This window comes from Sphaerospermopsis kisseleviana CS-549, assembly GCF_028329225.1.
GTDB lineage: Bacteria > Cyanobacteriota > Cyanobacteriia > Cyanobacteriales > Nostocaceae > Sphaerospermopsis > Sphaerospermopsis kisseleviana.
Genome location: NZ_JAQMTI010000084.1, coordinates 16,895 through 33,235, shown reverse-complemented (window position 1 = coordinate 33,235; position 16,341 = coordinate 16,895). Strand labels below are relative to the sequence as shown.

21 protein-coding genes are annotated in these 16,341 nt (G+C 35.3%); 11 read left to right on the top strand and 10 right to left on the bottom strand.

Translation table 11 applies throughout. The annotated features are described in order from the left end of the window. The first annotated feature begins 61 nt into the window (after positions 1-61). Both PN497_RS06215 and PN497_RS06210 read left to right on the top strand, forming a co-directional pair. Entirely contained in the window at positions 62-427 is a 366-nt protein-coding gene (locus PN497_RS06215) for a hypothetical protein (protein WP_096566603.1), read from the top strand. A gap of 330 nt (positions 428-757) precedes the next feature. Further along, positions 758-2,173 (top strand): LCP family protein, encoded by a 1,416-nt coding sequence (locus tag PN497_RS06210; RefSeq protein ID WP_096566605.1) that lies wholly within the window; start codon positions 758-760, stop codon positions 2,171-2,173. Between the two features lie 86 nt (positions 2,174-2,259). On the opposite strand, the gene PN497_RS06205 is transcribed toward PN497_RS06210, so the two are convergent. Further along, positions 2,260-2,412 (bottom strand): nicotinate phosphoribosyltransferase, encoded by a 153-nt coding sequence (locus PN497_RS06205; protein WP_096566607.1) that lies wholly within the window; start codon positions 2,410-2,412, stop codon positions 2,260-2,262. A gap of 48 nt (positions 2,413-2,460) precedes the next feature. Then, positions 2,461-2,742 (bottom strand): hypothetical protein, encoded by a 282-nt coding sequence (locus PN497_RS06200; RefSeq protein WP_137667745.1) that lies wholly within the window; start codon positions 2,740-2,742, stop codon positions 2,461-2,463. A gap of 56 nt (positions 2,743-2,798) precedes the next feature. Between PN497_RS06200 and PN497_RS06195 the strand changes: the two genes are divergently transcribed. The 6 genes from PN497_RS06195 (at position 2,799) to PN497_RS06170 (ending at position 8,361) form a co-directional block, all read left to right on the top strand. Then, the gene (locus tag PN497_RS06195) at positions 2,799-4,208 is read left to right on the top strand and encodes a nicotinate phosphoribosyltransferase (protein WP_096566611.1); all 1,410 of its coding nucleotides are present in this window, start codon (positions 2,799-2,801) and stop codon (positions 4,206-4,208) included. Position 4,209: 1 nt separating this feature from the next. After that, entirely contained in the window at positions 4,210-4,776 is a 567-nt protein-coding gene (locus PN497_RS06190) for a nicotinate-nucleotide adenylyltransferase (protein ID WP_096566613.1), read from the top strand. Continuing rightward, a complete protein-coding gene (locus PN497_RS06185; RefSeq protein ID WP_096566615.1) occupies positions 4,777-5,523 on the top strand; it encodes an NUDIX hydrolase in 747 nt (248 codons plus the stop codon). A 112-nt stretch (positions 5,524-5,635) separates the two neighbouring features. Continuing rightward, positions 5,636-7,306, top strand: coding sequence for an NAD+ synthase (locus PN497_RS06180; protein WP_096566617.1), 1,671 nt, complete (start codon positions 5,636-5,638; stop codon positions 7,304-7,306). Between the two features lie 62 nt (positions 7,307-7,368). Then, the gene (locus tag PN497_RS06175; protein ID WP_096566619.1) at positions 7,369-7,614 is read left to right on the top strand and encodes a helix-turn-helix domain-containing protein; all 246 of its coding nucleotides are present in this window, start codon (positions 7,369-7,371) and stop codon (positions 7,612-7,614) included. A 6-nt stretch (positions 7,615-7,620) separates the two neighbouring features. Beyond that, complete coding sequence (locus tag PN497_RS06170) at positions 7,621-8,361, top strand: restriction endonuclease (RefSeq protein WP_096566621.1); 741 nt, start codon at positions 7,621-7,623, stop codon at positions 8,359-8,361. Here the strand turns inward: PN497_RS06170 and PN497_RS06165 are convergent. The 3 genes from PN497_RS06165 to PN497_RS06155 form a co-directional block, all read right to left on the bottom strand. Beyond that, on the bottom strand, positions 8,318-9,511 hold the full coding sequence (locus tag PN497_RS06165) for a DNA cytosine methyltransferase (protein ID WP_096566623.1): 1,194 nt from the start codon (positions 9,509-9,511) through the stop codon (positions 8,318-8,320). The genes PN497_RS06170 and PN497_RS06165 overlap by 44 nt on opposite strands. Positions 9,512-9,676: 165 nt before the next feature. Continuing rightward, the gene (locus PN497_RS06160; RefSeq protein ID WP_096566625.1) at positions 9,677-10,870 is read right to left on the bottom strand and encodes a DUF4336 domain-containing protein; all 1,194 of its coding nucleotides are present in this window, start codon (positions 10,868-10,870) and stop codon (positions 9,677-9,679) included. A gap of 102 nt (positions 10,871-10,972) precedes the next feature. Then, positions 10,973-11,659, bottom strand: a complete 687-nt coding sequence (locus PN497_RS06155; RefSeq protein ID WP_096566627.1) for a tetratricopeptide repeat protein — start codon at positions 11,657-11,659, stop codon at positions 10,973-10,975. A gap of 340 nt (positions 11,660-11,999) precedes the next feature. Between PN497_RS06155 and PN497_RS06150 the strand changes: the two genes are divergently transcribed. Then, positions 12,000-12,326 (top strand): YbjQ family protein, encoded by a 327-nt coding sequence (locus tag PN497_RS06150; RefSeq protein WP_096566629.1) that lies wholly within the window; start codon positions 12,000-12,002, stop codon positions 12,324-12,326. 224 nt (positions 12,327-12,550) lie between these two features. Further along, positions 12,551-13,186 carry a hypothetical protein gene (locus tag PN497_RS06145; RefSeq protein ID WP_096566631.1) on the top strand — a complete coding sequence of 212 codons (636 nt, stop codon included), beginning with the start codon at positions 12,551-12,553 and terminating at the stop codon, positions 13,184-13,186. Between the two features lie 132 nt (positions 13,187-13,318). On the opposite strand, the gene PN497_RS06140 is transcribed toward PN497_RS06145, so the two are convergent. Together PN497_RS06140 and PN497_RS06135 are read right to left on the bottom strand one after the other, a co-directional pair. Beyond that, positions 13,319-13,777, bottom strand: coding sequence for a YbhB/YbcL family Raf kinase inhibitor-like protein (locus PN497_RS06140; RefSeq protein ID WP_242027337.1), 459 nt, complete (start codon positions 13,775-13,777; stop codon positions 13,319-13,321). Positions 13,778-13,905: 128 nt separating this feature from the next. Then, the gene (locus tag PN497_RS06135; protein ID WP_096566633.1) at positions 13,906-14,166 is read right to left on the bottom strand and encodes a hypothetical protein; all 261 of its coding nucleotides are present in this window, start codon (positions 14,164-14,166) and stop codon (positions 13,906-13,908) included. Between the two features lie 193 nt (positions 14,167-14,359). Between PN497_RS06135 and PN497_RS06130 the strand changes: the two genes are divergently transcribed. After that, positions 14,360-14,878 (top strand): DUF29 family protein, encoded by a 519-nt coding sequence (locus PN497_RS06130; RefSeq protein WP_096566635.1) that lies wholly within the window; start codon positions 14,360-14,362, stop codon positions 14,876-14,878. A gap of 63 nt (positions 14,879-14,941) precedes the next feature. Here PN497_RS06130 and PN497_RS06125 read toward each other — a convergent pair whose 3' ends face one another. From PN497_RS06125 to PN497_RS06115, 3 genes are all read right to left on the bottom strand, one after another. After that, on the bottom strand, positions 14,942-15,340 hold the full coding sequence (locus tag PN497_RS06125) for a type II toxin-antitoxin system PemK/MazF family toxin (RefSeq protein ID WP_096566637.1): 399 nt from the start codon (positions 15,338-15,340) through the stop codon (positions 14,942-14,944). Then, on the bottom strand, positions 15,325-15,606 hold the full coding sequence (locus tag PN497_RS06120; RefSeq protein ID WP_096566639.1) for a hypothetical protein: 282 nt from the start codon (positions 15,604-15,606) through the stop codon (positions 15,325-15,327). Before PN497_RS06120 ends, PN497_RS06125 begins: the two co-directional genes overlap by 16 nt. Positions 15,607-15,680: 74 nt before the next feature. Beyond that, entirely contained in the window at positions 15,681-16,292 is a 612-nt protein-coding gene (locus tag PN497_RS06115) for a hypothetical protein (RefSeq protein ID WP_096566641.1), read from the bottom strand. Positions 16,293-16,341: the final 49 nt, after the last annotated feature.

Genomic DNA, 16,341 nt, shown 5'->3' with positions numbered 1-16,341 from the left:
CTATTATCTCTAACTATATGAATCTTATGTCTTCCTCTGGTTTATGATGAGACCCTCCACAATGGAAAATCTACCACCTATTGATAATTACCCACCTGCTCCAGAAACTGCCACTTCTAAAAGATTGCTGCTTTTATACTTGATTCCTGTCATCGGCTTTTTTCCTTCCCTTTGGACTCTCTATCGCCATGAGGGTAGTCGGGAACAACTGGCCGTGAGTCGTCTGTCCATTACCTTGGGCTTTACATGGATGTTAGGGTACTTGCTGTTAGCAACTGGGGCAGCTACTTCAGATTTTTTTACACTCCGGTTGTTAATTCTTAACAGTTTTCTCACATCTGGTTACTTTTTAGTGAGTGTTTGGTTAATTTCTCGTGTCATTCAAGGCAGGTCTTATCCTTTGCCTGGATTCAGTAGTTTTGCCTAGCGAATACTGCGTAAATAGTAAATTTACATTTGTTCATGTTTTTAACAATCTGAGGATTGATACCAGCATTTATAGGTAATCTACCCACCAATATCATCAAATAATCAAATTTGGTTTATTATTGCCATACTTCCATAAACTACTTCCATCAACTTCCCGGATGATCAAAAAATCAACAGAAATGCAGGTAAAGGTCTTGTAGTATCTACGATAGGTAAGTAAGTAGACAATACCAAGAATTATCCATCATGGTCTAATTTATTTACATATATTGAGTTGGTATTGAGTAGGCAAATTTACGGTATTTTAGCAGTCAGTGTGAGGAAATCTGTGACTAGTCAAAGAACATCAGCAGCAGGCAAAAAATCAGCGAAAGCTAAAGCTAAAGGCAAAAACTCTCGCAAATCAAAATCAGGTCGCTGGCTATGGTTTGCGGTGGGTATGGGCGGGATAGCAATGGTCTCAGGTATGGCAGGGGCTTTGTTGGCTGTTTCTTGGGATAGTACACCTTTGCAGCAAGCTCAGTTAAGTGCTAAGGAGGCAGCAGTTTTTGATAGCGATCGCATTTCTGGCAATGGCTTCCAATTTTCTCAATTAACTCGCCCTGTGAATATCTTGGTGATGGGGATGAGTGTACTGCCTCCAGATATCCAAAATCCACCTATTGAAACCCAAGGACTTAGATATCTACCCCAAGTTAATTCTTTTGACGGTCTTGCTGATGTCATGCTCTTGATCAAGTTTGATCCAGATACCAAAAAAATAGTTATGCTTTCCATTCCCAGAGATACCCGGACAGAGGTTGAAGGGTTTGGGTTGAAAAAAATTAACGCCGCCAATGTCGATGGTGGACCGGCTTTAACTGCTAAAACTGTCAGCAATCTCTTGGGAGGCGTGGGAATTGATCGTTATGTCCGCATTAATGTCTTGGGTGTTGGCAAGTTAATTGATGCCTTGGGTGGTGTAACTGTCTATGTCCCCAAAGATATGAAATATAAGGATGATTCTCAACATTTATATATTAATTTAAAGGCTGGTAAACAGCATTTGGCAGGTGATCAAGCACTACAATTACTCCGGTTTCGCCATGATGAACTCGGAGATATTGGCAGGATTCAACGGCAACAAATGGTATTACGTGCCTTGATTGAACAAAGTCTTAATCCAGCAACATTAACACGATTACCAGAAATTCTAGAAACAGTGAGAGAACATATTGATACTAACTTATCTGTTGAGGAACTTGTGGCTTTGGTTGGTTTTGGGGCGCGAACCAATCGCTCTAATATGCAGATGTTAATGCTTCCCGGTCGTTTTAGTGAAAAACATGAGTATGAGGCTAGTTATTGGATACCCGATCCACAAATAATTAATAAATTAATGGTGCAAAACTTTGGTTTAGAATCAACATCAGTTGATCCTGAAATCACTGATCCCTCTCGGCTACGGATCGCAATTCAATATAGTACAGGTGGCGATCGCTCTCAAATTCGTCCCTTAATTGCAGCTTTAGAACAAGCTGGATATCGTAATATCTTTATTTCTCGACTTTGGGGTGAACCTTTGGATACTACTCACATTGTTGCTCAACAAGGTGATAGTGATAGTGCTGAATCTATTCGTAATACTTTAGGTTTTGGAGAAGTGCGGGTTGAAAGCACTGGTAATATCGCCTCTGATATTAGTATTCAAGTAGGTCAAGATTGGTTACTACATAAACCAGTGTTTGAAAATATGGTTAGGTGACAGGTGACAGGTGACAGGAAGATGGGGAGTTGGGGAGTTGGGGAGATTTATTCTGTCTCCTGAACTCCTGAACTCCTAAGAAAAATCTACCAAGATGCAGCTTTACGTCTCTTATAGGGAACGCCAGTAAAAGGTTGAAAACCAGTGACAGGATAAGCGTCATCTGTAGGGCTAAAAATTCGCATGAAGGCTTCAGAAATAAATTGGGTCATACTAGCAAGCATTCTGGAGATAAACATAATCTAAGACTCCTTTTTTATGCCCTTTATCTGAGATATCTATTACTTTTACTTTAATGCTGATATTTGTTGGTTGCTCATATTCGCAATATATTTATATTTTACGCAATGTTTTTTTAGATTGCTTTGCAATACTTCATTGAGTTGAAGAATCACACTTTTTCTTTTAATTCTAATTGTAAATTCTTGGCGAGTAATCGGGTATTTTTCTGACATAATTATTAGTCTTACCATTAAAAACTGTGAAATAATAGATATATAAAGATATATAAAGATTAATTTGCCTTGATTGGCAAGGTTTTCAGGCATCATCTTTTCTATACTTGACATTAATTATGGTATGATTTACCATAATAAGAGAAGCACTCTTAGTAGGACGCTTTCAGATGACAGCTTTTGCAAATGTTGATGATGACAAGTACAGATACCAAAACCCAGAACTGAATCTTTGTCCTGAAAATTATAGTTTGCTGACAGACCTTTACCAGCTAACAATGGCAGCTTGTTACACAGGTGAAGGAATAGAACAAAAACGAGCCAGCTTTGAATTGTTTGTTAGACGCTTACCTGAAGGTTTTGGCTATTTAATAGCGATGGGTTTGGCGCAAGCTTTGGAATATTTAGCTAATTTTCGTTTTAATTCTGCCCAAATTGCTGCTTTACAAAGAACAGGTATATTTTATCATGCACCTGAGCGTTTTTGGTCATTATTAACAGAGGGTGGTTTTACTGGGGATGTGTGGGCAGTCCCAGAAGGAACTGCTGTATTTGCTAATGAGCCATTATTAAGAATTGAAGCGCCTTTATGGCAAGCACAAATAGTAGAAACTTATCTTTTAAATACACTTAATTATCAAACATTAATCGCTACCAGGGCTGCTAGATTACGTAATATTGCGGGGGAAAAAGCAAAACTCTTAGAATTTGGCACACGCAGAGCTTTTAGTCCTCAAGCTTCTTTATGGGCTGCAAGGGCAGCTTTAGCAGGTGGTTTAGATGCCACTTCCAATGTGTTAGCAGCATTACAACTAGGTGAAAACCCAACTGGTACAATGGCTCACGCTTTAGTAATGGCGTTATCAGCTTTAGAAGGAAGTGAACAACAAGCGTTTATAGCTTTTCATCAATATTTTCCGGGTGCGCCTTTATTGATTGATACTTTTGATACTGTTGCTGCTGCTGAAAAGTTAGCTAAAAAGGTAAATAGTGGGGAAATGACATTAACTGGGGTGAGGTTAGATTCTGGTGATTTAGTTAGTTTATCAAAACAAGTGCGATCGCTCCTACCACAAATTACAATTTTTGCCAGTGGTGACTTAGATGAATGGGAAATACAAAGATTAAAAAATCAAGGTGCAGAAATTGATGGTTATGGTTTAGGCACAAAGTTAGTAACAGGTTCTCCTGTAAATGGAGTTTATAAATTAGTAGACATTGATGGTATTCCGGTGATGAAAATGTCTAGCGGTAAGTTTACTTATCCTGGTAAAAAACAAATTTTTAGGTTTTTGGTTGATGGTAAATTACAATCTGATAGATTAGGTTTATTAGATGAAAATTCTGGGAAAGAAAAACCTTTGTTAGAGTTAGTGATGAAATCAGGTAAGCAGATAAAACCAACAGAAAATTTACAAACTATTCGAGAAAGAAGCGCATTATCTGTAGCGAGTTTACCGCAGGAAACAAGAAGTTTAGAAAATCCAATTTCTGTAAAAGTAGAAATTTCGGAAATGCTGCATGAGTTGAAGGAAAAGACTAAGAAACTAACCGCAAAGAACGCAAAGGACGCAAAGTAAGATGAAAAAGATCGCTTTATTCGGAACAAGTGCTGATCCACCAACTGCGGGACATCAAAAAATTATTAAATGGTTATCTCAACATTATGATTGGGTAGCGGTTTGGGCTGCTGATAATCCTTTTAAAGAGCAACAAACTCCTTTACCTCATCGTGCAGCAATGTTGAATTTGTTAATTACAGATATTCAAGCACCATTAGGTAATATTAGTTTGGAACAAGAATTAAGTAGTTGGCGAACTTTGGAAACATTAGAAAAAGCGAAATTAAGATGGGGTAATGATGTCGAATATACCTTAGTAATTGGATCAGATTTAGTTATTCAATTACCAAGATGGTATCATATTGAAGATTTATTAAAACAAGTGAAATTGTTGGTGATTCCTCGTCCTGGATATGTAATAGATAATATTAGTTTGGAAAAAATTAGGGAATTAGGAGGAAAAATTGCGATCGCTAGTTTAACAGGTTTAGATGTTTCCTCTACCGCTTTTCGTCAACAAAAAGACCATCAAACTCTCACACCACCTGTTATAGATTATATTTATCGGGAGAAATTGTACGTTTAAATGCCACTACGTAACCATAAGAAAATCTCAAATTCCACACTTCAACAAACTTTGGCTGATTTTAAAGTCGGTGTGGATAATGTCATATTTTCTGTAGATACTACCAAAAATCGGCTGTTAGTTTTATTAGTAATGCGACAGCAAGAACCATTTTTAAATTCTTGGAGTCTCCCTGGTACTTTAGTTAGACAAGGAGAATCTTTAGAAGATGCTGCTTATCGCATTATGGCAGAAAAAATAAAGGTTAATAATCTTTATTTAGAACAACTTTATACTTTTGGTGGTCCAAACCGTGACCCCAGAGAAGAAATTAATAGTTATGGAGTGCGTTATTTATCAGTTAGTTATTTTGCTTTAGTTCGGTTTGAAGAAGCAGAATTAATTGCTGATAAAGTTGCGGGTATTGCATGGTATCCCGTTAAACAAATACCTCAGTTAGCATTTGATCATAATGAAATTATCACCTATGGACACAGAAGACTGAAAAATAAATTAGAATATAGTCCCGTAGCATTTGATGTTTTACCAGAAACCTTTACTTTAAATGACTTATATCAGTTATACACCACAGTTTTAGGGGAAAACTTTTCTGATTATTCAAATTTTCGAGCGCGTTTATTGAAACTTGGTTTTTTATTAGATACAGGAATTAAAGTATCAAGAGGTGCAGGTCGTCCCGCGAGTTTATATAAATTTGATGCAGAAGCTTTTGCACCGTTTAAGGATAAACCTTTAGTTTTTATTTAAATTAGGTGACAGGTGACAGTTAATAGAGAATAGATAAAAATTAGTTACAAATCACCAATTACCAATCACCAATTACCAATTACCAATTACCAATTACCTATTCCCTTGTCTTATGAAAATTGCAATTGCCCAACTTAACCCTATTATCGGTGACTTAACAGGAAACACTCAAAAAATCCTGGAAGTTGCACAACAAGCAGCAGCAAATAATGTCCGTTTATTATTAACACCTGAACTGTCTTTATGTGGTTATCCACCCAGGGATTTATTATTAAATCCTAGTTTTGTGAAATCAATGGATATCACATTAAAAAAATTAGCTCAAGATTTACCAGCTAATTTAGCTGTTTTAGTGGGAACTGTAGTTAAAAATAAAGATGCTCATATTACAGGGGGTAAAACTTTATTTAATAGTATTGCTTTATTAGAAGCAGGAAAAATTAAACAATATTTCTACAAGCGACTATTACCAACTTACGATGTATTTGATGAAAATCGCTATTTTGAACCAGGATTGCAAGCTAATTATTTCGCTTTAGATGATATCAATATTGGTGTGACTATTTGCGAAGATTTATGGAATGATGAGGAATTTTGGGGAAAACGTCATTATGCAGTTAATCCCATTGCTGATTTATCCATTTTAGGTGTAGATTTAATTGTCAATTTATCCGCTTCTCCTTATACAGTTGGTAAGCAAAAATTAAGGGAAGCAATGTTAAAACATAGTGCAGCCAATTTTCAACAGTCAATTATTTATACTAATCAAGTTGGTGGAAATGATGATTTAATATTTGATGGACGTAGTTTTGCTGTAAATAATCAGGGTGAAATTATTTGTCGTGCTAAAGGTTTTGAAACAGATTTTTTGACTGTTGAATTTGATGAACAAATGCGCGATTTACAGTTAGATTCTATTTCCCCAGTTGATGAATCTGAAGATCAGGAAATTTGGCAAGCTTTGGTTTTAGGTGTGCGAGATTATGTGAAAAAATGCCGTTTTTCTCAAGTTGTTTTAGGTTTAAGTGGTGGTATTGATTCCGCTTTAGTTGCTGCTATTGCGACAACTGCATTAGGTAAAGAAAATGTTTTAGGTGTATTAATGCCTTCTCCTTATAGTTCTGAACATTCTGTGAGTGATGCTTTAAAGTTAGGGGAAAATTTAGGAATTAAAACTCAAATTTTACCTATTGGGGAATTAATGCAAAGTTTTGATCATACTTTAGCTGATTTATTCACAGGTACAGAATTTGGTATTGCTGAGGAAAATATTCAATCTCGCATTCGTGGTACTTTGTTAATGGGGATATCTAATAAATTTGGACATCTGCTTTTATCTACTGGTAATAAATCAGAAATGGCTGTAGGTTATTGTACACTTTATGGTGATATGAATGGTGGTTTAGCGGTAATTGCAGATGTGCCAAAAACCCGTGTTTATTCTATTTGTAATTGGTTAAATACCCATCATCAAAAAGAAATTATTCCTCAACATATTATCACAAAAGCACCAAGTGCAGAGTTAAAACCTGGTCAAGTTGATCAAGATTCTTTACCAGCTTATGACATTTTAGATGATATTTTAGAACGGTTGATTAATAAACATCAATCAGCAGGGGAAATAGTTAATGCAGGTCATGATCAAGTAATAGTAAATAGGGTGTTAAAACTGGTTTCTATTGCGGAATTTAAACGCCGTCAAGCAGCACCAGGATTGAAAATTACAGATCGTGCTTTTGGTACTGGTTGGAGAATGCCTATTGCTGCTAATAAAAATGGGTAAATACTCATTGATGTGACACATAGTCCGTAGACTGATAGTCCATAGACATTGAAAATTGTCTGATGGATAAATCAAAACAAAAGATTCTTAATGCTTTAGGTTATCTAGTCAGACAACGCAGAACAGAGTTAGGAATTTCTCAAGAAGAGTTAGGACTACGTGCTAACTTAGACCGCACATACATTTCTGGTGTAGAACGTGGAGTGAGAAACCCTTCTTTAACTGCGCTTGTTAGTCTTGCAGATGGCTTAGGTATTAGTGTTTCTGTTCTTCTGCAAAATCTGGAAATTGAAGCTGATAAAAGATAAAATAAAGTGACAAACCAAAGAAATTTAGTAGAAACTATTCAAGCTCAATTCAGACAAAACTCAACTCAGTTAAAAGTTTTTAATCTTCTATCAGACCAAAAATGGCATTGTCGAGAATGTGAAGGTAAAAATATAGGATCAACTCAATATGCAGGTGGTGGAGGTATTCAAGGGTTACAAAGGGGTACAAGAAGTCGTCCTGGTTTAGTAATTGAAACAGAAAAGAATTACTGCTTAACTTGTCAACAAATACGCTTAGGAGATCGCTGGACAGGAGAAATAAAATCAGCTAATTCAGCTGCTAATATTCCTGCTTCGTTAGTTAAGAAAATTCTCGAAGTTTATTCATATACAGATGTCATAGAACAAAGACAAAGAGAAAAACATGAGTTAGTAATTGACCATCGTTTTCCTATGGAACGTTGGGGAGAAAGTGAAGCTCCACATTTAACATCTATGAGTGAAGAAGAAATTAGAAAAAAGTTTCAATTACTCAAAAAAGATGCTTCTGGAAATCACAATCTTTTAAAATCGAGAAGTTGTGAACGCTGTATTAAAACTGGTAAACGCGGTACACCTTTTGGGATTAAATTCTGGTATCAAGCAAGTGAAGATTGGCCTTCCCAACATCAACGAGGTGATAAAGCTGAGGAAGGTTGTATTGGTTGTGGGTGGTATGATTTTGAAACTTGGCGTAATGCACTTAACCAAAAACTATCTCAGATTGCTCACAATGAAGGAATTTAACAGGTTTTTTGGTGTTACTTGCAATATCATTCAAGTAAGGAATCAGAGCATAACCAATACATTCTGCTAAACGTGGTGGAACAGCATTACCAATTTGCCACATAGCTTTTTTCATAGTACCTTCAAAAATAAATGAATCAGGAAATGTTTGTAATCTGGCCATTTCTCTAGCGGAAATCACACGGTTTAAATAAGGGTGAATATGTGTACCACCATGATTTTCTTTTACAGTCATACTCGGTTTACCAGGATATTGTCTTTTGAAAGCATCAGCATATTTTTCATATAAAGAACCACCAGGAGGAACTTTTGCTAAACGTTCCATGTATTCCTGTGAATGTTTAGTCCACTCGTGATTAATTTCTGGTATGGGAGTATATGCTGGTAAATCAGAAATTGCTGATTCTATAGGTTTATATTCTTCTGGTTTTAATTGTGCTTGAGGATAGGGATTTGGCATTCCAAATCTATTAGCAATAAAAATTGCTCTTGGTCTAATTTGTGGTACTCCATAAGCAGCAGATTCGAGAATTGCTACAGAAATATTAGGATAGCCAATAGACTCAAAAGCTTCAAAAATTGCTGTTTTTACATCCCCTTTTTGAATTGTTAAAATACCCGGCACATTTTCCATAACTACGTACCAAGGGCGTATTTCGGAAACAACACGCACAAATTCATAAAATAATCTATTTCTAGGATCTTTAGGATCACGTTTTCCTGCTACTGAAAATCCTTGACATGGTGGACCACCAACCACAATATTAATTTCAGATGAATCTATTTTTTGCAGCCATTTTTGGGGAGAAAATTTTTCAATATCTCCACAGAAATGATGACAGTTGGGGAAATTTATTTGATGAGTTGCAGAAGCAATGGGACTAATTTCTACACTAGCTAATGGTGTAAATCCTGCTTGGAATAACCCTTGGGTAATTCCTCCAGCACCACAAAAAAGATCCACAAAATTATATTGAGAGAATGGAATTTGTGGGGTATTAACATCAATAAATATTTTGTATGGATCAGAATTATCTTGATCTAGTTGACGCTGAATACGCTCATAACGTCCTAACTTCGGTTTTTTTTGTTTTTTGTTAAGATGACCCTTATCCTCGTTAGATAAAAAAGAAAGTTGTGTTCCTTGCATTGAATAATTTATATAAAGTTTATCTTTATTGTGATATATAATCTCCAATAAATCAAGCTTCATACAAAATATCTTTTAAAGCTTCTTTCCTTTGTGTCCTTTGCGTTCTTTGCGGTTAATTTTTCTGTGATGTGTGTGTAGGCCAAATCACTAACAAATTACAAATTACACCTTTTCCTTTTGAGGTGTAGCAATACCCCGCTTCACTAAACCAGCTTCCAATTCTTCAATAAAATGCACATCTTCTTTTAATAAAGGTTGCTGATAACTCGCTTTTGGTTGCTTTTCTAAAAAACTAAATGCTTGTCTAAATTGTTGAGGAGTAGCTTTAATAGGTGCATCAAAATGACAAGAAATAATTTGTTGAAAATCCCAATTTGCAATTTGATCAGCCCATTCTATTACTTCTCTTCCTCCTTGAGGAAGGATGAGAATTTGTAAAATTGGGGCGACAAAAGGACGACCATTACCAGATAATGCAGTAAAGGTATCTTGCCAATTTTCATCCCATTTAAAGGGGAAAAAACCAAAGTATGCTTGATGTGAACGATCAGGGGATTTTTTGGCATCTTTCCACATTTCCCCAAGTTGAGAAATTTTGACTGCACTGGGACGAAAATAAATTGCAAATAAAGCTATTCTTTGCCAACCACGACGACGGTTATGAGCATTATCTATCATTTTTTGCTGGGCGTTGTCTCTAGCATGAAATAGTAAGGGATAGGGATCTATTTGTAAAATTTCCGGTGGTTCTTCAGAAATAGAAAGTATGGTATCTGTTAATAATAAAGTGCGAGATGGTTTGTGTAATAATGCAACTTCTTGGAAAGAACCTTTACCTAAATTGATATCTAAAATTTTATATTCAAATTCATTACCAAAGGGGTTGTTTTGATGATTTATTGATAAAAATAATGTCCGTTTTTGAGGAAAACCTAACCAACTGAGGGGAAGATTAAAAGGAATACTCCATTGATGGGGAGCAACATAAACTAAAGCCTGGGGAAATTTTCTGGCAAAAGGACCGACAAATATTTTATGTTCTAAACCGGAACTGGTAGGTAAAATTATATATTTTACTTCCCCATGTTTTTGTTCCAATTCTTTTACTAAATTGATACATTCTGGGGTAGGTGCTACAGGTGCATAAACTAAAAGTCCGCCTTCCTGTAGCTTAATTATGGTCATTCTAACTGGTACAACTGTATACAGAATGCCCTGTAATTGATCAAATATCCATAGGCTATCTTTGATAATTTCTCGGCATAGAGTCTTTCTTTTTCCGTAGGGATACAGAGGTAAAATAGGCCAAAAAGACCATGACAAATTTTGCTGATTTTCTATTCCCTGAGTATTCATAATTTTGGTAATTCACCAGAGTCTATTTCTTATTTTTAGCATTGGTTAGAGTTCAGCAATCATTTAATTTGTCAAGGAATTTTTTTCTGCTACCTACTAATATTAACCTCCGATCTCTCTGAGCATATTTTCTACTCTGTTTGCACCTTCTGCATCATTACTGCTGCGATATAAACTAAGAGCTTGTCTTAAAGCATTGCTGGCCTGTTGAGTTTGTCTACGTTGTTTGAACATTGAACCCATCAATTCATAAGTACGTGGATTGTTACGGTTTAATTTAATTGCTTCTTCAAAAGCCCACATCGCTGAGGTATAATCACCTAAAGCAGTTTGTGTGACACCTAACCCTAAATAAGCATTAAAATTGCTACGGTTTAGCTGGATGGATCGACGATAAGCTTCTTTTGCTCCGTTGGTGTCTCCTAAATTACCTTTGATATAACCTACAGCGTAATAAAAGTCACTATTATTCCCATCTAGGGCGATCGCACGACGATAAGCAGTTAAAGCTAACTGAAAATTACCTTGTTGAGCATATAAGAACCCAATTCCAGAATGAATTCTCGCATTGCTGGGAGCTAATTTTGCTGCTTCCTGATAGACAGCGATCGCCCCATTATAATCCCCCGCATCGACTAATCTCCGCCCTTCCTCTAATAATTCCCTTAACCGTGGGTTACTTGCTTGGGCAACTAATACCTCTGTACTTTCAGCCACTACAGGAATTGCAGTTACAAAACTTCCTAATAATAGAACAGCCACCAAAAATGATGTTTGTTTGTATACCATAAAGATCCTTAAATTTTAGTGAAGTTTTTGTTTGTACATTAAAACAAAAATATTTAGTTTTGAAAACTGTATTTATTCACATTAACAAAATCTTCTAAAATTGGTAATTTTTAGAACCCTGTCCTGTTGCTGTATATAGGAATTCAGGCGAACATCTATACTCATCTGATAAGTGGCAAGACTATGAACTAGATGCAATTCAATTGGCATTTACAAGTGTGGCAGGATGAAAATATAGGATGAAAATAAGATCCAAAAAGTTCCAGAAGTTATGGCAATCTGTATCAGAGGCACATAAAAACCCAAACTTTAAACTATTGGCTGTCAATAAGGAAATATTATGCTTTTAAGTACAACCGATGTCATTCAAGGCGCTGTCATTGATTCATATTTGGGCATTGTCACAGCGGAAGTTGTCTATGGCAGCAATTTTTTGCGGGACTTTTTAGCCAGCATCAGGGATATTGTTGGTGGACGTAGTGGCAGTTACGAGCGTTTATTTGAAGAAGGACAACGGAAAGCACTAGAACAACTAGAACAAAGAGCGCAACGTTTAGGGGCGGATGCTGTGATCGGTATAGAAATTGATACAGGAACAATAAATGTTGATCAATCTGGAGTTTTGTTACTGATTACTGCTACAGGTACGGCTGTAAAAATGCGTTAGAATTTTGTCTTTTTTGAATATGTAAAAAGTCTGAAAAATTCAACATTACATCTATATTTCCAAACTGTATTTCACAACCTTATCTTCTCACTAAAGACATAGTAATTAACTCTTTCCACTGATAGATAATAAAAACACAAAATAGCAATTTAATTGTAAATAAAAGCATAAAGCATAAATATACCTGAGCAACTTTACTGAAATAGCAAGGGAGAAAATAAACTATGTCTTATGTAAATAGAATAGGGGATGAAATTCTGCCTTCTGAGTCTGCGGTAGCTAGTCGAGTAACAGAATACCGCGATCGCGTGCGGTGGGGTCCAATAATTTCCGGTGTTTTAGTTGCTCTAGCTACGCAATTAATATTAAGTTCCTTTTTTGGGGCATTAGGTGCTGGAAGAATTGCTGACTCTTTAGCACCAAGAAGCATAGCAACAGGTATTATTAGTAATGTAGGAATTTGGTCAACTTTAGCTTTATTACTTTCCCTGTTTCTGGGTGGTTGGATAGCAACCCGTGGTTGTGGACCAATGCACCGAGATACAGCTTTACTTAACGGTGCAATTCTTTGGGCGACTACTTTAGCAATTAGCTCTTTTCTATTAGCAAATGGAGTCTGGGGTGCTTTTGGGGTTGCTGCTTACAATGCAGCATCAGTAATTAATCAAATTCAAGGACAAGGTACTACGATACCACAAAATTTACCTGCTTTAACTGCTGAACAAACTCGTGAAATTGCCGCAGCAACTTCCAGAACTTTATGGTGGTTTGTCCTTGGTTCTCTATTAAGTTTAGCAGCAGCATTAATGGGTGCAGTTGCAGGTGCGCGTAGTCCTCGGACTAATAATTACAATCATTGATTTTGTCTGTGTTGAATATTTATCATATCTGTTTTTTTGGTAATGGGTAATTGGTAATTGGTGATTAGATCCCTGATTTATTATTTATTAAATGAATCGGGGATCTAATGATTCTTTTCATTGTTAAATCATTTAACTTTGGCGTTGATATTTTCCCATTAATTCGGCTTTTGCTAAAACATGACCTGCTATTGCTGTTAAAATTTGATTTTTACTAACACCAGGTTCTAAATTTAGCTTTTTATCTAAAGCATAAAGATGGAAAAAATAACGGTGAGTTCCACTAGGAGGACAAGGACCACCATAACCCAATTTGCCAAAATCATTTTTACCCTGTATCCCACCAATAGGAATAGTTTTACCCGCAGGAATTTTTTCCGCTAATTGGTTAACTGAAGGGGGAATATCATAAATAACCCAATGTACAAAAGTATTTTTTGGTGCATCTGGGTCATCTACAATTAATACTAAACTTTGGGTATTTGGGGGAATTTCTTCCCAGCTTAGAGGTGGTGAAATATCTGCACCATCACAGGTATATTTTGCAGGAATTAAACCATTATCTACAAAAGCACTGCTGGTTAATTTCATGGTTTTTGCTACCTTGGAATTACAACTAATTAGAGATAGTCCTAATAATCCAAAAATAGCAAAGGACTGAGTTATAAAAACTCGCCTTTTAGTTATATATATCAAGATAATGTCTCCTGATTTATTCCCTACCACTTCAAAAATGCTTCTTCTACTCCTTTTTCTCTTCTAATTTTTGCATCAATTTCAAACCAGTTAATAATTTGTTTGGCTGTCAAATCTTCAATGGGTACATCATATTCTGTAGCAATATGTTGTAAAATCCGTAAGGAGGAAATTGTCAATCTGGTTAAAAACTTTTCAGGGGAAGATAATAAAGCTGCGTCAACTTGTGCAGATTCGTCAGGGGTTAAAAATTGGCTTGATGATTGGTTGGGGGAGATATCCATAGGGTTTAAAGTTGTGTTTAAGTGGGAAGTTTTTTTATATTAAATCATATTGTGGTAATTTTTGAATAATTGTTTTTTCTCACGCTCCAGACGCAGAGAACGCAGAGAGGGGTTAATCATGGGGTTTGAGTTTCATTAACCATATTTGATGGTATATTAAATGTAGTTGAGTTAATTTGAGGTTAATACAAAGATGACACAGGAATTAATAGACCTCAGAAATAGTATCTTAGAACAGCGTTATAGCGATGCTTTAGCTATTGTTGATGAGTTAGAGGGGATGAGTAAGAAAGCAATTATACAACAAATAAAGTCTTTTTTAAAGATTTTACTAATACATTTAATTAAAAATCAAATTGAGCAACGGCTAACCAATTCCTGGGCAGCTTCTATTAGAAATTCAGTGGTAGGTATTCAAGATATCAACTTAAAGGAAAATAAAAAATCCTATTATATTAATGTTGATGAATGGGAAGATTTAATTTTAGAGGAGGTTATAGAGAAAGCTATTGCTGATGCAAGTGATGAGGTTTTAAATGGTGCATATAATCAATTTCAATTGGAGGAAATGATTGATAAACCGGAGTTGATAGCAAAAAGTTGTCAATTTTTAACTTTGACTTATGAACATTCGGCGAAAACTTTACCGAAAGCGATCGCGGAAGTTTTAATACAGTTACCAGGTGGGGAAAATTGGTTTAATCGTAAGTAGTTAAAGATCCCCAACTTCTTACTTCAATAGTTTATCCAAGAAGTCGGTGATATGGGTATTTCATCATTTTGGTTTTTTACCTCTTTCCCAAGCTTTTGATACTGGTGGTGGTGATGATGGCTTTTCTATAATTTCAATAATTGCGGTAATGACTTGATGAATTTTCTCATCTTTGATTTTTCCAATGTACCGAATTACGTTACTTTTATCAACCGTCGCAATAATATTAGGGCGAATATAGCAAGGACTTAAATTCAATTTACCAACTCTAAAATCTTGATCTTCTAACTTAATTTCATAATCTCGACCTGGTTTACTGGTGATAGGACAAATTATAATATTATTATTGTCCGATTCAGTTATAACTAAAGCTGGACGTTTCTTAGTGGTAGATGTATCAGAGAAAGGAAAAGGAACAGATATAACATCACCTTTAATTAAATGTTCTATAGATCCTTCCATGCTTCGTCTTCCTCTGGATCAAGCCAAACTTTATTTAATGATGATTCACTCATTGCTAAAAATTCTTTAACCAATATTTTCTCATCATCTGTATCAACAATTTGTAAATTTTTAACTACTTCTAATGGCAGTCCAGTTAGTTTAACGATAAAATCTAAATCAATACCTTCTCGTAACATATTTACAGCAACTAGGGTTAAACCTTGCTGTAAACCTTTTTCCCATGCTTCCTGTAATGTTTGCACTTGAATTGATAGGTTGTTCATATTTTTTATATTTATGTAGTTATATTTTTGGAACTCAATTATATTGTATCATAAGATAATAAAAAATGTAAGGTTTAGCGATTTGGAAATATTGGGAGGAATTGATAGGTTAACCAGCCTAAAAATAAGCCTAACCAAGATGTGCCAAGTAATAATAAAAATTGATTCCATCTACTTAAACAATTCTCGAATTTTTTAGTAATTGTAACATAAATGAAAATCAAGACAATATTAATACAAAAAATAATAATACCAGCTAAACCGGCAATAGAACCCTCTCCTTTACCTTCAATTGATCCAATAGATAAATAAATAGATCCCAACATAGCTAAAATCAAAGGTAAACTCAAAACCATTTGTAAAGCAAACTTTAAAAGCAAAGCTATGTACCAAGTTGATGAAAAATAAGGCAATGGTTTATTTAACACTAAAATCAAAGCAGAGATAAACGCCAAATTCAAACCTAAGAAACAAGCAAAAGCTGAATAATACCAAGGAGAAGATGCTAATAAAAATCCCATCATTGAATAACATATACCCATTAATTTCAATAACTTAAAACTAATATTGTTGAGTTTAGCCTTGTTATTAACACCTACAATAACAGGAACAGTTTTCTCTGTCTTAATTGTTTGATGTTCTATTTTCTGACTAATCTGATAAACCTGATTACTAAAATCAGGCAATAACTTTAACCATTCTCTACTTTTTCTATAACGTATCTCCCACCCTGTA

What these genes read in the sequence shown, in the direction of transcription:
- PN497_RS06215 (WP_096566603.1), top strand. Translation starts at nt 62, where the DNA reads ATGGAAAATCTACCACCTATTGATAATTACCCACCTGCTCCAGAAACT.
- PN497_RS06205 (WP_096566607.1), bottom strand. Translation starts at nt 2,412, where the DNA reads ATGTTTATCTCCAGAATGCTTGCTAGTATGACCCAATTTATTTCTGAA.
- PN497_RS06200 (WP_137667745.1), bottom strand. Translation starts at nt 2,742, where the DNA reads ATGTCAAGTATAGAAAAGATGATGCCTGAAAACCTTGCCAATCAAGGC.
- PN497_RS06195 (WP_096566611.1), top strand. Translation starts at nt 2,799, where the DNA reads ATGACAGCTTTTGCAAATGTTGATGATGACAAGTACAGATACCAAAAC.
- PN497_RS06190 (WP_096566613.1), top strand. Translation starts at nt 4,210, where the DNA reads ATGAAAAAGATCGCTTTATTCGGAACAAGTGCTGATCCACCAACTGCG.
- PN497_RS06185 (WP_096566615.1), top strand. Translation starts at nt 4,777, where the DNA reads ATGCCACTACGTAACCATAAGAAAATCTCAAATTCCACACTTCAACAA.
- PN497_RS06180 (WP_096566617.1), top strand. Translation starts at nt 5,636, where the DNA reads ATGAAAATTGCAATTGCCCAACTTAACCCTATTATCGGTGACTTAACA.
- PN497_RS06175 (WP_096566619.1), top strand. Translation starts at nt 7,369, where the DNA reads ATGGATAAATCAAAACAAAAGATTCTTAATGCTTTAGGTTATCTAGTC.
- PN497_RS06165 (WP_096566623.1), bottom strand. Translation starts at nt 9,511, where the DNA reads ATGCAAGGAACACAACTTTCTTTTTTATCTAACGAGGATAAGGGTCAT.
- PN497_RS06160 (WP_096566625.1), bottom strand. Translation starts at nt 10,870, where the DNA reads ATGAATACTCAGGGAATAGAAAATCAGCAAAATTTGTCATGGTCTTTT.
- PN497_RS06155 (WP_096566627.1), bottom strand. Translation starts at nt 11,659, where the DNA reads ATGGTATACAAACAAACATCATTTTTGGTGGCTGTTCTATTATTAGGA.
- PN497_RS06150 (WP_096566629.1), top strand. Translation starts at nt 12,000, where the DNA reads ATGCTTTTAAGTACAACCGATGTCATTCAAGGCGCTGTCATTGATTCA.
- PN497_RS06145 (WP_096566631.1), top strand. Translation starts at nt 12,551, where the DNA reads ATGTCTTATGTAAATAGAATAGGGGATGAAATTCTGCCTTCTGAGTCT.
- PN497_RS06140 (WP_242027337.1), bottom strand. Translation starts at nt 13,777, where the DNA reads ATGAAATTAACCAGCAGTGCTTTTGTAGATAATGGTTTAATTCCTGCA.
- PN497_RS06135 (WP_096566633.1), bottom strand. Translation starts at nt 14,166, where the DNA reads ATGGATATCTCCCCCAACCAATCATCAAGCCAATTTTTAACCCCTGAC.
- PN497_RS06130 (WP_096566635.1), top strand. Translation starts at nt 14,360, where the DNA reads ATGACACAGGAATTAATAGACCTCAGAAATAGTATCTTAGAACAGCGT.
- PN497_RS06125 (WP_096566637.1), bottom strand. Translation starts at nt 15,340, where the DNA reads ATGGAAGGATCTATAGAACATTTAATTAAAGGTGATGTTATATCTGTT.
- PN497_RS06120 (WP_096566639.1), bottom strand. Translation starts at nt 15,606, where the DNA reads ATGAACAACCTATCAATTCAAGTGCAAACATTACAGGAAGCATGGGAA.